The organism is Streptomyces sp. ALB3 (genome assembly GCF_044385685.1).
Taxonomy (GTDB): domain Bacteria; phylum Actinomycetota; class Actinomycetes; order Streptomycetales; family Streptomycetaceae; genus Streptomyces.
Genome location: NZ_JBISCE010000026.1, coordinates 1 through 15,049 on the forward strand (window position 1 = coordinate 1; position 15,049 = coordinate 15,049).

At 65.5% G+C, this 15,049-nt stretch carries 9 protein-coding genes and 7 pseudogenes; 10 read left to right on the forward strand and 6 right to left on the reverse strand.

All coding sequences use genetic code 11. The features are described 5' to 3' along the window. The first annotated feature begins 468 nt into the window (after positions 1-468). The 6 genes and pseudogenes from ACHFIV_RS11865 to ACHFIV_RS11890 form a co-directional block, all read left to right on the forward strand. Positions 469-972: an SseB family protein gene (locus ACHFIV_RS11865; RefSeq protein WP_398966703.1), complete on the forward strand. Its 504-nt coding sequence runs from the start codon at positions 469-471 to the stop codon at positions 970-972. Beyond that, positions 969-1,616 (forward strand): hypothetical protein, encoded by a 648-nt coding sequence (locus ACHFIV_RS11870; RefSeq protein ID WP_398966706.1) that lies wholly within the window; start codon positions 969-971, stop codon positions 1,614-1,616. The genes ACHFIV_RS11865 and ACHFIV_RS11870 overlap by 4 nt, the downstream gene beginning before the upstream one ends. Beyond that, positions 1,616-2,983 (forward strand): annotated as a pseudogene (locus ACHFIV_RS11875) (putative T7SS-secreted protein); the annotation flags it as partial. The gene ACHFIV_RS11870 and the pseudogene ACHFIV_RS11875, both read left to right, overlap by 1 nt. 338 nt (positions 2,984-3,321) lie before the next feature. Beyond that, entirely contained in the window at positions 3,322-6,330 is a 3,009-nt protein-coding gene (locus ACHFIV_RS11880; protein WP_398966709.1) for an RHS repeat-associated core domain-containing protein, read from the forward strand. Positions 6,331-6,363: 33 nt separating this feature from the next. Next, a complete protein-coding gene (locus ACHFIV_RS11885) occupies positions 6,364-6,810 on the forward strand; it encodes a hypothetical protein (RefSeq protein ID WP_398966712.1) in 447 nt (148 codons plus the stop codon). Between the two features lie 221 nt (positions 6,811-7,031). Next, positions 7,032-7,758: pseudogene (locus tag ACHFIV_RS11890) on the forward strand (transposase); the annotation flags it as partial. A 71-nt stretch (positions 7,759-7,829) separates the two neighbouring features. Here the strand turns inward: ACHFIV_RS11890 and ACHFIV_RS11895 are convergent. From ACHFIV_RS11895 to ACHFIV_RS11905, 3 genes and pseudogenes are all read right to left on the reverse strand, one after another. Further along, the gene (locus ACHFIV_RS11895) at positions 7,830-8,369 is read right to left on the reverse strand and encodes a GNAT family N-acetyltransferase (protein WP_398968168.1); all 540 of its coding nucleotides are present in this window, start codon (positions 8,367-8,369) and stop codon (positions 7,830-7,832) included. Positions 8,370-8,446: 77 nt separating this feature from the next. After that, positions 8,447-8,788: pseudogene (locus tag ACHFIV_RS11900) on the reverse strand (transposase); the annotation flags it as partial. 126 nt (positions 8,789-8,914) lie between these two features. After that, a pseudogene (locus ACHFIV_RS11905) lies at positions 8,915-9,828 on the reverse strand (transposase). Positions 9,829-10,003: 175 nt separating this feature from the next. Between ACHFIV_RS11905 and ACHFIV_RS11910 the strand changes: the two are divergent. The 4 genes and pseudogenes from ACHFIV_RS11910 (at position 10,004) to ACHFIV_RS33175 (ending at position 12,365) form a co-directional block, all read left to right on the forward strand. Beyond that, a complete protein-coding gene (locus ACHFIV_RS11910; RefSeq protein WP_398966714.1) occupies positions 10,004-10,444 on the forward strand; it encodes a DUF7878 domain-containing protein in 441 nt (146 codons plus the stop codon). A gap of 40 nt (positions 10,445-10,484) precedes the next feature. Continuing rightward, positions 10,485-10,999, forward strand: a pseudogene (locus ACHFIV_RS11915) (transposase family protein); the annotation flags it as partial. A gap of 5 nt (positions 11,000-11,004) precedes the next feature. Continuing rightward, positions 11,005-11,154: pseudogene (locus tag ACHFIV_RS11920) on the forward strand (IS5 family transposase); the annotation flags it as partial. A gap of 137 nt (positions 11,155-11,291) precedes the next feature. Then, positions 11,292-12,365: pseudogene (locus tag ACHFIV_RS33175) on the forward strand (IS630 family transposase). Positions 12,366-13,050: 685 nt separating this feature from the next. Here ACHFIV_RS33175 and ACHFIV_RS11935 read toward each other — a convergent pair. The 3 genes from ACHFIV_RS11935 to ACHFIV_RS11945 all read right to left on the reverse strand — a co-directional run bounded on the left by ACHFIV_RS11935 (position 13,051) and on the right by ACHFIV_RS11945 (position 14,991). Then, complete coding sequence (locus tag ACHFIV_RS11935) at positions 13,051-13,413, reverse strand: DUF6114 domain-containing protein (protein ID WP_398966719.1); 363 nt, start codon at positions 13,411-13,413, stop codon at positions 13,051-13,053. Next, positions 13,404-13,949 carry a DUF6230 family protein gene (locus ACHFIV_RS11940; protein ID WP_398966722.1) on the reverse strand — a complete coding sequence of 182 codons (546 nt, stop codon included), beginning with the start codon at positions 13,947-13,949 and terminating at the stop codon, positions 13,404-13,406. Before ACHFIV_RS11940 ends, ACHFIV_RS11935 begins: the two co-directional genes overlap by 10 nt. Positions 13,950-14,469: 520 nt before the next feature. Continuing rightward, positions 14,470-14,991 carry a hypothetical protein gene (locus ACHFIV_RS11945; protein WP_322985319.1) on the reverse strand — a complete coding sequence of 174 codons (522 nt, stop codon included), beginning with the start codon at positions 14,989-14,991 and terminating at the stop codon, positions 14,470-14,472. Positions 14,992-15,049 lie beyond the last annotated feature (58 nt).

Sequence of the window (15,049 nt, forward strand, 5' to 3'; positions counted from 1 at the left end):
CATCACCTGGGGCAGCCGCCCTGCTCATGGTCTCATCGACCGAACTCTGACCATCCTCGCCGTGAAGACCTCTTCAGGTGCTCTCGGTGTGCGTGACGCCAAGGATCAGGACCTGCGGGCAACGGTGCGGTCGCTGCAACGGCTCCTGACCGAGGCGCGGCCGGGATGGTTCAGCTGACGGGTGAGACGAGCCACCACTGTCGCGACACGCGTATCCGCCTCTGCGGCCGTACGAGCACACCTCTCGTTGCCCAGCCACCGAAGACTCGCTCGGCGATGGCTGCCGCGCCGGCGCTGACAGCGCTCGTCAAGGATGCCCCCCCCGTGGCGCTCGCCGCAGCCGCCGAGCGCCACGGTGGGCCTGGGAGCTTGCGGGACGAGTCACGGCGTAGGCGGGGCCGCCATTGTAATCGGCTGGCCACTTTTGCTCGTTGCTCTTGGGAAGAGCACTGTGACAGCATTCGATACGTGTTCGATAACGGGGATGACATAACAGAGCGACCTGCCCAGCGTTCAAAGATCGCCGACTTGGCCGACTGGCCTGCGAAACAGGCGCCGTCCGCACCGCGAGAGGTACCAGACCCAGCCCGTGCCGCGACGCCGGACGATGGTCTGGCGGCAGCGCGGCGTGAGTTTGCTGTGTTGCTGGGTGAGTTCCGGCGAACGGCGGTGCTGGTGCCGCTGGATGATGCCGGGGATCTGTGGTCGGCGGAGCAGAACGGCGTGCGCTGGATTTGTGCGTTCTCAGATGAGGAGGCATTGGCCCGTTTCGCGCTTGCTCGCGGTGAGGCCGGGCCGGAGTGGACATATCAGACCGTGCTGGGCGCCAGGTTGCTCGACGTGATGGTGCCGTTGCTGCCGGGGCCGGCTGGGGTGGCGCTGGATGCGGGCAGTACGGACGGAATGTTGTTCCCGCCGGTGGCGGGCATCGTGCCGGACGCGGTTGCGGTTGATCTCGGGGGGACGCAGTGAGCGGGGAGAACGCGGATCTTCAGGTGCCGCCCGAGGCGTTGGCGGAGATCGCGAAGGGGATCGATCTGGCGCATGCGGAGCTGAAGGAGCTCGGCATGATCGGCCAGGCATCGACGGGCCGGGGGTTCTCGGATCTTGCACTGTCGGGGCTGGAGTTGGGCCACGGCGGGCTGACGTCGGAGTTCGAGACGTTCTGCTACCGCTGGGAGTGGGGCGTGCGGGCCCTGACGCAGAAGGGGAACGGCTTCGCTCTCGGGGTGGGCTTGTCGGCGGGTTCATATGCGGAGCAGGAGCAGTACGTCAAGGACTCGATCAAAATCGGCGTGAACTCCCTGAACGGGAATCCTCATGCGTCCGAGGACGAGGTCAAGGGCATGAGCTGGGACACGATCAGCACTCAGTCCGCCTACGACAACCAGGACTACAGCCGCGAGTCGTGGGACGCGGCCCACGCCGAGGTCAAGCAGACGTGGAAGGACACCGCCTACGACGTGGAGGACGCCGCGCTCGACTCGATGGAGCGCAACGGGCTGATGGACCCGGAGGTGCGGGACGCTGCGGATGAGCGGCTGCGGGAGCAGCTGGATCCGTCGCAGGAGACGATCGATCAGGCTGAGCAGCCGCGGTGGGGGGAGAGTCGCTGATGGTGGACTGGGGGAAGTGGGGCGACGCCCTCTACGACGGTGCGGGCAATGTCGTCGACAAGGGCAAGGAGGTTGTCGGCGAGGGCATCGACAAGGGAACCGACATTGTCGGCTCGGGTCTGGAGAAGGTCGGTGCCGATGAGTGGGCGGATGCGGTCGAGGACTGGGGCGATGAGACCGCGTCCTCGCTGGGTGCGGCGGTCGGGGAGCAGCAGCTCGGTCAGACCGAGGAAGCGAACGAGCTGATCCATGGCAGGCCGGAGAAGATCAGTGCGGCGGTGAAGAATCTCCGGGATTTCCAGAAGGCGTTCGATCTCGTCGGCAGCGGGATGAAGAAGCTCGACTCCGGTCACTGGAAGGGTGAGGCCGCCGACGCGTTCCGGGCCAAGTTCCAGACGCTGCCCACCGACTGGTTGCGGGCGGCGGACGCGTTCGAGGACGCGGCCAAAGCTCTGGAGACCTTCGCGGGGGTGGTCACCAGCGCGCAGGGCAAGGCGGGTGAGGCGATCGCCCTCTACAAGGAGGGCAAGCAGGACTACGAAACTGCGGCGGCCGCTTTCAAGGAGAAGGCGGAGGCGTACAACGCGGTCCGTAACACCGACCATCCCCTCCCGCATCCGGGGAAGTTCACCGACCCGGGCACAGCCAAGCGCCAGCATGCCCAGGAGATGCTGCAGCACGCCCGGCGGGCACGCAACGACGCTGCCGAAGCCGCCAAGGGGGCGATCACGGCTGCGATGGCGCACGCTCCGAAGGAGCCCACCGGCCTGGACCGGGCCAAGCAGGAACTCATCGACTACGGGGTCGGCCAGGGCATGGAGCTGGCGCACTTCGGCGGTGGCGTGATCAAGGGCACCGCGGGGCTGGTGAACTTCGTCCGTTCGGTCAATCCCCAGGACCCATACAACCTGACGCACCCGGCCGAGTACTACAAGGGCGTCAACATGACGCTCGCCGGCCTCGTCTCCACCGCCGCCAACCCTGACCGCGCGCTCAAGAGCGCCTGGGACGCCGCCAAGGGAGACCCCTCCGAATTTTTCGGCCGACTCGTCCCCGAACTCTTCGGCACCAAGGGCGGCGGCCTGATCAAGGGCGGCCTACGGGCCGGGATGAAGGACCTCGCAGAACGCCGCAAGAGCCCGAACCGCCGAGACCACGAGAAGAACCCCGACTCCAACGGGCAGCAATGCAGCAAGGTCAAATGCGCCAACGACCCGATCGACGTCGCCACCGGGCGCATGCTGCTCCCGCAGACGGACATTGTGCTGCCGGGATCACTGCCCCTGGTCTTCGAGCGGGTCTTCGACTCCTCGCACCGCGCCGGCCGCTGGTTCGGCACCAGCTGGTCGAGCACCGTCGACCAGCGCCTGGAGATCGACGCGGAAGGCGTGGTCTTCGCCTGCAACGAGGGCAGTCTGCTCGCCTACCCGCACCCGGCGCCCCCGTCATGCCTACCCACGGCCGACGCTGGCCTCTGGACCGGGTGGCAGACGGTTATACCATCACCGACCCTGAAACCGGCCAGGTCAGGCACTTCGTCGACCAGCCCACCGGAGACCTGGCGCTCCTGGCCCAGATCGACGACCGCAACGGCCGATGGATCGCCTTCGAGCACGACGAGGCAGGTGCACCGACATCGATCGTGCACCACGGCGGCTACCACCTTAAACTCACCACACACGAAGGCAGGGTCACCGCCCTGCACATGGCAGGCGCCGCCCCCGACGGCACCGACCAGGAGATCCTCCGCTACGGGTACACCGACGGCCACCTCACCACCGTCACCAACTCTTCAGGCAAGCCCCTGCGTTTCGACTGCGACGAGCTGGGCCGCATCACCGCGTGGACGGACACCAATGGCAGCCGGTACGTGTACGTCTACGACGAGCATGACCGCTGCATCTACCAGACCGGCACCGACGGTCATCTGGAGGCCACCTTCACCTGGGACGACACCGATCCTGAGACCGGCCTGCGCATGACGTCCATGACAGATGGACGGGGCCACACGACCCGGTACGTGATCAACGAACGCGCCCAGGTCGTCGCCGAGATAAACGCCTTGGGAGCAGTCACCCGCTTCGAGCACGATCGCTTCCATCGGCTTGTGTCGGTCACAGACCCTCTCGGGCGCGTCACCCGCTCCGTATATGACGAGCATGGCCATTTGACCTCGGTGGTCCGCCCGGACGGGCGAGAGATGACTGCCGAGTTCAACGCCCTGGGTTTGATGGTGCGGGGCAAGGGCGTGGGCGGGAGGGTCACCCGGCAGACCTACGACGAGCGCGGCAACCGTACGTCGGTCATCGATGCCTCGGGCGCCTCGACGACCTACACGTACGACGAGGCGGGGAACCCGGTTGCCGTGACCGACGCACTCGGTCATCGCACAGCAGTGCGGTGCGATGCGGCCGGTCTGCCTGTTGAGATCACTGACCCTCTGGGTGCCATTACACGCTACGAGCGCGATGCCTACGGCCGCCCGGCGTCACTGGCCAACGCACTGGGGGCTGTAACTCGGTTCACCTGGTCCACGGAGGGAAGACTCGCTCGCCGTATCGGTGCCGACGGCAGCGAAGAGTCTTGGACGTACGACGGTGAAGGTAACTGCACGAGCCACACCGATGCCACGGGTGCCGTTTCCACCTTCGAGTACACCCACTTCGACCTCTTGAAAGCCCGCACCGGGCCGGACGGAGTGCGCTACGCATTCTCCTACGACGTTGCGCTCCGCCTCACACAGGTCCTCAATCCGGACGGAAGGTCCTGGGACTACGGCTACGACGCGGCAGGTGGTCTGATCTCGGAGACTGATTTCGACGACCGCGCACTCGCCTACGAACGCGATGCGGCAGGCCTTCTCATCGCCCGTACCGACGCCCTCGGGCAGATCATTCGCTTTCGACGGGACGACGTTGGCCGCACCATCTGCAAGGACGTCGCAGGGGCGCTCACCACCTTCGAATACGACGTCTTCGACCAGTTGGCCCGAGCGACCGGTCCGGACGGGTCCCTCAGCCGGCTCCGTGATCGGCACGGGCGGCTCACATCGGAGACCGTCAATGGCCGCACCATGTCATACGAGTACGACTCCCTCGGTCGGCGAATCGGCCGCCGCACACCAAACGGGGTGACCAGTGCCTGGTCCTACGATGCCGCAGGACGACGCGTCTCCCTCACCACTTCCGGCCGCACTCTTGCCTTCGAACACGACGCAACAGGTCAGGAGACAACCCGTCACATCGGCGACAGTCTCACTCTGGCCTACCAATACGACCCACTGGGACGCCTCACCACTCAGCACATCACCGGTCCGGGATCCCGCAGCATTCAACGCCGTGACTTCACCTACCGCGCGGATGGCCACCTCATAGGCCTCGCTGACCAACTGTCCGGCCATAAAAAGTTTGACCTCGACCAGGTTGGTCGCGTCACCGCCGTCCACGCCAAAAACTGGACCGAGCACTACAGCTACGACGCACTCGGAAACCAGACTGAGGCCTTCTGGCCGTCGTCACAGTCGAGCGAAGAAGCCGTCGGCACTCGTGTCTACACCGGCACAGCGATCACTCATGCCGGCACCATTCGCTACGAACACGATCAACTCGGCCGCATTACCCTCCGCCAGAAATCCCGCATCTCTAAAAAGCCGGAGACATGGCACTATGAATGGGATGCCGAGAATAGGCTCATCGCTGCGACAACTCCCGACGGAAGTCGATGGAAGTACTCGTACGACCCCCTGGGCCGCCGCACCGCGAAAGAACAACTGGACCCCGACGGAAACGCGGTAGAAGAGATCTCGTTCACCTGGGATGGAAACACCCTGTGTGAACAGACCACCACCGCCAAACGCCTACCTCGACAGGTCGTCCTGACCTGGGATTACGACGGATTTCGACCGCTGACGCAAACGGAAAGGGTTTACTCAGCGGCCGCACCTCAGGATGTGATCGATGAGCGTTTCTTCGCCATTGTCACAGATATTGTCGGAACTCCGACAGAACTTGTCGACGAGTCGGGCGCTCTCTCTTGGCGCACACGCAGCACACTATGGGGCATAACCGCCTGGTCCACAGACAGCACGACCTACACCCCGCTCCGCTTTCCCGGTCAGTACTTCGACCTTGAAACCGGCCTGCACTACAACTACTTCCGCGTCTACGATCCCGAAACGGCCAGGTACCTCACCACCGACCCCCTGGGGCTCGCGCCAGCACCCAACCCGTCAACCTACGTATCTGATCCGCGCACCTCCTCTGACCCTCTCGGCCTCTCACCCTGTCCACCGAAGGGTGAGGCGAGCAACCCATTCAAGAAGAGAGGGGACGCAGAGAAAGCAGCGTTCGAAGCTGCAGGGGTGCCCTATGGTGAGACACCCATCGCCGAATGGACGGTCACTGGAGACAAGAATCTGAAGCATGTTCCCGGGTATACATACGCGAAAGATGAAAGCCATTGGGGTAATTTCCGACAATTTGAAACACCGCAAGGGTCTCGCGTCGTCGTTGAACACATTTCCGATCCAGCTGGTACACATTTCCACGCAGGAAAACCAAAAATCGACGATACTCGCAGCCTGGTGAATTTCGGCTGGGACAACAGCAGAGTACAGCGCCCCGACGGAAAGTTCGGATACCCACAGGACATGGAGCGGTATGCAAAGATAAATAAGCCCGGAGGCGATCATCACTTCTTCTATGAAGAAAACTAGACAGCTCACCATCTGAAAAAAGTAGGAATAGAAATGCCTGAAGAAATCACCCGGGATTGGCGAGAAATTCTCCATGCCTGCTCCTTGACTGTATTGGAAGGGAAGCCCCCAGTTTCGGCCCCCATGCCCGTCACAGCCATTCATTACGTGACCGGGGTAGAGGTGGAGCCAAGCAGCAGCATCGAAATGGAAGGACCGGCTGCACTCGATGAGGTTGACCGCCGTTGGCAGACCGAGACTTCCGATCGACTTACCAATACAGAAGTCGGAGAATTTTTCATTTTGCCGCCAGGAGGTGGGGGCGCCACCATCGGATGGGTTCGAGTGAGAGGCGCCACGAATATTCCTCTTCCATCCCGTATCGCAGCAGTAACCGGGTCGCCAGAATTTCTGAGCCTGTCAGCGGACGGAAACTACCTGTGCGCGGTGACCGAGGAAGACGACGAATACTGGATCGTCGTTCGCCAACTGGCGGATTAAGCTCTTGTCCTGCGGCCTGGCTATCGACGCGCCGACCGGGACGCACTGCGGCGGGAGAAGGCCGGGCTGGAGGAGCGGCTGGCCGAGGCCGAGGAGGATCTTACGGCGGCTCGATCCAGCCTGCGGCGCATGATTCGGACGGAGAACGCCTGACCGTCCCCAGCCTCCACCGATCCGGTTTGGCTGGTTGCCGCAATGCTGGCCGTCACCACGCGCCCAGCCAGGGCAAGCAAGGCGGTCTGACCAGGGCTGACGCCCGCGTCATCCTCACTCTGGCCCCGACCCCGCCCCAAGGCCGCGAAGCTCACCCTCACCCAGTTGCGGAGCGCCCTCAAACGCAGTGGCCGCCTCCGCGGCTGCGACGCGGAAGCCGAGCGGCTGCGGGCCGTCTTCCGCGCCGAGTACGCCCACCAGCTCCCCTGCGTCCAGAATGCCTTCGGCCACCAGCTCCTGGCCCTGCTCAAGCAGCTGGACGCCACCTGCCAGGCCGCGGACGATCTCGCGGAGGCGGCCACAGCCGCCTTTCACCAGCACGCCAACAGCGAGATCCTGCTCAGCTTCCCCGGCCTGGGGCCCATACTCGGTGCCCGTGTGCTCGCAGAGCTGGGCGACGACCGGGCACGGTTCGCCGACGCCCGGGCGCTGAAGTCGTACGCCGGATCCGCACCCATCACCCGGGCCTCCGGCAAGAAGCGCTTCGTCGGCCGCCGGTTCGTCAAGAACAACCGCCTGATTAACGCCGGCTTCCTCTGGGCCTTCGCCGCCCTCACCGCCTCACCGGGAGCGAACGCGCACTACCGACGCCGACGCGAGCACGGAGACTGGCATGCCGCCGCACAACGGCACCTGCTGAACCGCTTCCTCGGACAGCTCCACCACTGTCTCAAGACTCAGCAGCCTTTCGACGAACAGCAGGCCTTCGCACCGCTCCTTCCAGCGCCTGCATGACCCGCCAACCCGACCAACTTCCTCGACGAAAACAACGGCACTTCGACAGAGCCACGCTGTCGAGCGCGAACTCAATCAGACGGCGTGACCGGAGCCCGCAGCCCGAGCCACTGATCAGCGTCCCAGGCCCGGAACCTCTCCGCTTCGGTGAACCCCAGCTTTGTCGCGAGGCGCATCGAACGGACGTTGGCGGTCTGGGTGGCGAGCACGACCGGCTCACCCGGAAGGACGTCTTCGAGCCAGCCCAGTGCCGCCGCGCACGCCTCGGCCGCATACCCGAATCCCCACGCCTGCGGCAGGAACAGGTAGCCGAGATCGACTTTCCCCACGGCAGTGGGGCAAAGGTGCTCCGTTGCTCTCCTGAGCAGGATCTGGCCTATCATCGCCCCTTCGAGATCGACGACGAAACTCCCGGACTGCCGCCCGGGCACCTCGGGCATCTCGCCCTCAAGCTCGTCACGCGGGCGGGGGCCGCCGAGGTAGGTGTGCACCTCCGGCGAGGCGTGCAGCTCGATGAACGCCGCACGGTCCCTGGCCTCGGGCTCACGCAGCACGAGCCTCTCGGTCTTGATCGGTGCAGGCGGCCACGCAACGGGTCCGAGATCATTCATGTTGGCCAGCCAATCAGCGGCCTCGGTAGCGATCAAGACTCGTGACCCCTCTTGACTTCTTATCCCCCTGAGATGTCTTTGAGGGCCCTGACGTGCGAGCCGTCGATCGCAGCGTCGTCCATCTCCAGCAGGCCCTCTTTACGCAGTTCCGCCAGGAGAACCTCATGCAGGCGGGACCACACTCCGGCCTCGGTCCAGTCCCGCAGACGCCGCCAGGCCGTCACCCCACTGCAGCCCACCAGCTCCGCGGGAACGTCCCGCCAGCTCACACCCTTGCGCAGCACGTACACGATGCCCCGCAGAGCAGCACGGTCATCAGTCGGCAACCGCCCGGGATACCGATGCCGTCAAGGTGGTCGAACCGGCAGCAGCGGGGCTATGCGTTCCCACAGGTCATCAGGCACAAGCTCAGCAGACACCCGCCAGATCCTGCCGACCCAGCATCCAACTGCCAAGCCACCACACCGATCTCATTCTGAAACGATCAGTAACGAGCTGGTGCGTTACTGCGTTGGACACATGGGTGCCTGACCGGGGGGTTTGTGTCAGTCGCTGGTGTTGCGGTCGGAGACGAGGCCGGCGATGGCCCGGTAGGTGGCGGGCAGGTTCTCTCGACGGTGGGTCCAGCGGACCAGTTGCTTCCAGCGTTTATGGTCGGCGAGGGCGTGCTCGACGGTGATGCGCTTTGAGGAGTGCCGGTGTCGGGCTCGTAGGCGGGCTTCGAGGACCTCGGGTGGGCTGATCTTGTTTCCCTTCCTGGGCGGTGTCACCGCTTGGCCGGGATGGTCGCGACGGAGTCCAAGGTAGCCGTCGTCCAGGAGGACTTCCACGTCGCGAAAGTGCTGGAAACAGGTACCGATGCCTTCGTTGCGTGCGGCGGTCGCGTCATGCATCCGCCCTGGTCGCAGGGCATCGGTCCAGAGCGTGCGGCCCTGATGGTCGGCGACGACGGTGGCCTTCATCGTGTTCTGCTTCTTTTTGCCCGAGATGAAAGCACGGCGTCCGCCGCGGCTGGCCGGTGGTCGGCGGACTTGAACCTCGGTGGCGTCCAGCCGCAGCTCGATGCCTTCGGCCTGGGCGTATGCGACACATCCGCCAGGGTCCGCAGCCGCAGGCCGGGCCGGTCTGGGACCGCGCATCCGCGCTCGGCCAGCAGCCCTCGTATCTCGCCGATCGCACGGGTAATGGTGGAGCGGTCAACGCCGAACAACAGCCCCAACGCCGCATGCGGCAAATCGTGCCGCATGTGAATCAGCGTGGCCAAGAGCCGTTCGACGAACACCAGCCGATGCCGGGCACCGGCTCCTGCCTCGCGCTTCCTGGCCCCGCCGCGAGCTTCGTGACGACGCCCCTCGACCACGGCGTGCCACGGGCCGGCCAACTCCTCTACCAGAAACTCGAGATGCCCCCGGGAGACCCCCGTGAACACCTGATGAGCGAGAACCGTCCGACTGACCATGATCGCCACAGTCGGATCATGCCATCCACCAGCAAGAACACCTCACCCGCAATCACGCACCAGCTCGTAAGGGCTGTCCCGCTTTCCTATAGCGAGCTCTACTGGGCAGCTTGGTAGGATTCGTGCGTTGGGTGGCTGGCGGATCTGCAGGCCCTTGGACTTCAGAGAGGGCCAAATGGCAGTGAATTTCGCGTACCAAAACGTGGGTATTCCGGATCTGTACCGCCGTGGCCTCCGTCCTGAAACGGCGCCTCTCGAGGTGCTGCTCGTGGACATCGAAGCCGACTTGGTCATCCGGGATGGCAGCCGGGTGGTGATGGCGGAGGGGCTGTTTCCGGTGGCTGAACTGGCGCGCGACCTCGTGGGTTGGCTGGGCCAGCTGGACGGCGACCGCGATGACTTCGAGTTCGACTCGATGTCTTACGCCGACGTGGGCGAGGTGCGGATCGTAGGGTCTGTCGAGGGATGGCGGGTCGGCTCTGTCTCCGAGCCAGGCTCGTGGACCTCGCCAGTTGGCTGGGATGTGCTCGTGTCGGAGATCGCGCAGTTCGTGACGGCAGTCCGCAAGGACGTGGTGGCGCTTGGCGTCGAGCCCGGCCTGATCCCCGATCTTTGACGCAAGCCCGGTAGGGCTCCGGCTAGTGGATGATCCTGCCATGTTGGGTGTGATCACTGCGTCGGAGCCGTCATGGATAGTGCCGTTCACGGAAATGAGCCCGCGCTGCTTCAGCAAGCTGGTATCCGCGTTGCGGCGTGAGGGTGCCGACGAAGTGCGGCGGGGACACCCCTGGAGTCTGCAGCTGTCGGATCGCATTCTGCTGGTAGCGACCTACTGGCGTACGAATCTGACCATGCGGCAGCTCGCTCCGCTCTTCGGCGTCTCCAAGTCCGCAGCCGGCCGCATCATCGACCATCTCGGCCCGCTGCTGGCCCTGCGGCCCCGACGCCGCTTCGCCAAGGACACCGTCCTGATCGTCGACGGCACCCTCGTGCCCACACGCGATCACACAGTTGCTGAGCAGTCGAAGAACTACCGGTACTCCACCAACCATCAGGTCGTCATCGATGCCGACAGCCGCCTGGTCGTCGTGGTCGGCCAGCCTTTGCCAGGCAACCGCAACGACTGCAAGGTGTGGGCGGAGTCCGGGCCAAAGCCGCTGTCGGCAACACCACTCAAAAAAGATCGGGGGCCGCAAGCGCCATATCGGCGTCGCCGCCCTCGGCCTCCTTCTCGCGGGCTGGGGCACCGCGCCCAACGTCTCCGACAGCGTCGGCGGGCTCCACCTGCTCTCGCGCATCGCCAAAGCCCACCCCAGAAGCACCAAGGGCTCCTCGGTCGAGGGTAGCGCGTGACGTGGTCCCACCGGGTCGGGCGAGGATCTCGGCGGCGACTGTGTGTTACTGAGGTTTTCGTGTTGTCGTCGGGTGGTGACGGTTCATGATCCCTGCGGTATGCCGATGGGGTGAGGTATTCGGAGGGTGGGGGCCTGACTGCTGAGCGTCGGGCGTTTCGTGAGGAGATCCGGCTTCAGGCCGGGCAGCGGTTCGCGGCGGGTGAGAAAACCTCGGTGATCGCGAAGGACTTGCGAGTGAGCGTGCGGTCGGTGGAACGCTGGCGCCGTGCCTGGCGCGAGGGCGGCATGGAGGGCCTGCGTTCCGCGGGTCCGGCGAACTCACCGATCATCACCGATGCCCAGTTCGCCGTGCTGGAGGAGGAACTCGGCAAAGGCCCGTCGGCGCACGGTTTCGAAGACGAACGCTGGACCCTGGTCCGGGTCCAGGTGGTGATCCGCCGTCGGCTGCGGGTGTGCCTGTCGGTGGCGACGGTGTGGCGGCTGCTGAAATGGCACGGTTGGTCCTGGCAGGCGCCCGCACGCAGAGCACTGGAGCGTGACGAGCACGCGGTGGAGTTGTGGAAGAGGGAGGTGTGGCCCCGGGTAAAAGGCTCGCGGCGGCCTCTGGGGCCTGGATCGTCTTCGAGGACGAGGCCGGCTTCTCGATGACGCCGCCCCGTGCCCGCACCTGGGGCCGGCGCGGACACACCCCCGTCATCCGCGTGCGTGGCAGGTCCCGCCGCCGGACCTCGGTCGCCGCGCTGTGTTGCTACAAGGCCGGCGAGAAGAGCCGTCTCATCCACCGGCCCCGCACGCACCTCCTGCTCAAGGGCGCCCGCAAGAGCTTCTCCTGGCAGGACTATCGCAACCTCCTGGTGCGGGCACACATCCAGCTCGATGGACCGATCGTGGTCGTCTGGGACAACCTCAAAACCCACCTGGCCGCGGGGCTGAAGCGGTACGAGGCCGAACACGACTGGCTTACCACCGTCCGGCTTCCGCCGTACGCACCCGACCTGAATCCCGTCGAGACTGTCTGGTCACTCGTGCGCAGAGCAATTGACCAACACCGCCTTCACCACACCCGACGACCTCGACCGCAAGCTCCGCAGCGAGCTACGCAGGATCCAACTCCGGCCCCGCCTCATCGACGCCTGTCTCACCGCCACAAAACTGGCCATCAACCCACCGACCCCACCTTGAAAAGCTCAGTACCGATGGCCCGCTCGGAGGTCAGCAGGCGAAATGCGCGCTCTTTTCGTGTGCAGGACCAACCCCGAAATCCGCACTTCAGTGAGCTCCATCCACGGCACCGCCCATGCCGGAACGGGCGCGGAGGTCCGGGCCGGGCCGCTCAGCACCACCGGCGGCATTCCCAGCAAACGCCCCTCCACCTGCCGGGCGACCAGCTCCACCGGGCCGCCCAGTACCATCCGGGACGCCCGCACACTAGTGGACGCTCCAGCGGTCTCACCAGGTAAGCGCAGGAGCGCCCCCTCCACCCAGACCCGCTCAGCACGGCAGTGCACCACCGCCTCGCCCCGATTGAACGCTCCCTCGATGCGCAGCCCCTCAAGCACCAGACGCCGGGCCACAAGCGATGCCCCCTCGCGCCCTGTGCTGCGCACCCTGGTCGGCCGCACTTTCAGCACGGCGCTCAGACAACGCAGCAAGCGACGGGAGGCGTCGATCGCACGCCCATCCGCCAAACCACCCTGCCGGACCTCTTCGTCGCAGACAGGACCCAGTACGGCATCTCGGGCGACCCGATCAGGGCTGGAAGCCGTAGGCTCCCTCTTCACCCCTGCGGAACTGTCCCCGGCAGCAATGCCCGTCCAGCACGGCGCCAAGGCCATGACCGCCCCAGCGGCCAAGGCCTGTTGCAGCGTCATCCGGCCGTGCCCGGGCGGGGGCGACGGGCCACGGCAAGGGAGCCAGCCGTCAGCCCCAGCAGCAGGCCCACACCCAAGCCGCCGAACGTAGCGGTGAACCATGACAGCAACGACACGGTCATGATCCACACACCGGTCGTGCGGCTGTGCTGCGGCCGCCGCAGCAACCGGATGGCCAGGGTGGCCCATCCTGCGGCAGTCAGTACCGGCAATACCCCCCAGGTCTGCTGCAGAGCCAGGAACGGCAGGTGCACCAGTGGCACCACCACGACGGTGGCAGCGGCCGCGAGGGCCAGCACCGCTGGGGTCCATGGCCGCGCCTGGCCAGAACCAGGGCGCCGATGGCCGGTCAGAAGCATTCGTCCCGCCCGACACGAACCGACAAGTGCATTCCGGTCAGCTGGAACATCCCGGCGGTCATCGAACTCGTCTGCTGCCGCAAGTTTCGAATGACCAGACCGGAGGCCTGTTGGCTGTACGTGCCGGCCGGCCCCCCGGCGCTCGGTACCCGACTGTCCGCAGCATCCCGCCCCAGCTCCAGATCACTGAACGTGATCTCCCCTCGCATCCGTTCGAGGTCAATCACCAGGTCGTCGATGCGCACAGGACTTTCCTCACCGGCTTCGACGCGCAGTGTCACCGCGCCCAACGGAGTGGGCGTGACCACGGACTGACACAGATCCCGCAAGGAAGCCGAACGGATCGCAGTGACAGCCACCGGTCGGCCCTTGCCCGCCCGGTCTGTGTCCATCGACGCGTACTGCACGAACCCCTCGCCCTCCAGCCGGCTCGCAGACACCTTGAACGCGGTACCGGACACCGCGAACGACACCGGCACACCGGCAGCCGCGCCTGCCCACGCCAAAGACATCGCGCAGACCACTCCGAGCGTCATGCAGCCTGCGAACCCGGTCCAGCTGTAGGCCCCCCGGGGAGCAGATGACCGAGAACGGCGGTGACGCGAGTGCACAAGGGCCCCTTTCGAGAGAACACAACCGACATTCGCTGAGACAAGGACCTCCGGGCCCCGCAACGGCCGCGTCGGAACCTGCCTCGACACGGTAGGCCCACAGTCACTGCGGCCTCACCGTGCTCCTGGACTGAGGTACCCGCCCACCTGCGCCCCTCCAGCCGTCCTGGCCCCTACCAGGGTCGAGACCAGCGGGTCACCCATCACCCACTCGTACACCGGGTGTAGTCGTGGCACCGATCGTCCAGGTCCTCGCAGCACCGTCCGAGCTCGGGTGTGTGCCGCGGTTCTCCGGCCGGTCAATGGTGGCTCGGCCAGCTGACTATCCGTAGGTGACCGGCTGGGCCGGAGCGGGCGACCGCAGGGAGTGTCAGGCGTGATCGTCCAGTCCGTCAGGCCGAATACAGTACGGCCCTCTGTCGGGCCCGCATCGAGGGGCGGCCCTCTACCAGCCGACCTTCACCACGTTGTAAGCCTGCTTGCAGTCGGCGTTGGTGGCCTGGTCCGCCAGCTTCTGCATGGATGTGGCCCAGACCTGCTTGGCGACCTTCTCCAGCTCCCGGGTCTCGGCGGGGATGTTGGGTGCGTACTTCTTGATGGTCGCGAGGGCGGACCGGGCGAACTTGTTGCACACCGGTCCGGCGGCGTTCCGGTAGCGGGTGTCCAGGTCGCCGGCCACGGCCTTGCCGTTCGTGGTGGCCCAGTTGTTCCAGGCCGAGCATGCCGACTCCGTGAACGCGGCCTGATCCGCTTCGTTCAGGTTGAGAACCTCGACCAGCACAGTGTTCTGGACCTTTTCCGGCACCGTGAAGTCCACGACCGGGAACTTGTCGAGCGTTTCGAGGAGCGCCGTCTGACAGGCGGGCGGCAGCTCGGCCGCCTGCGCGGAGGCGGGCATGGTCAGTGCGGAGGCGGACATGATTGCTGCGGAGAGAGCAACGCGCTGGACGATACGCGAGGAGATCATGGCGGGGGGCGCTCCTTAGGGGAAGGGCGATGTCTGGCCAGGCAGGAAAGGCTGGCCC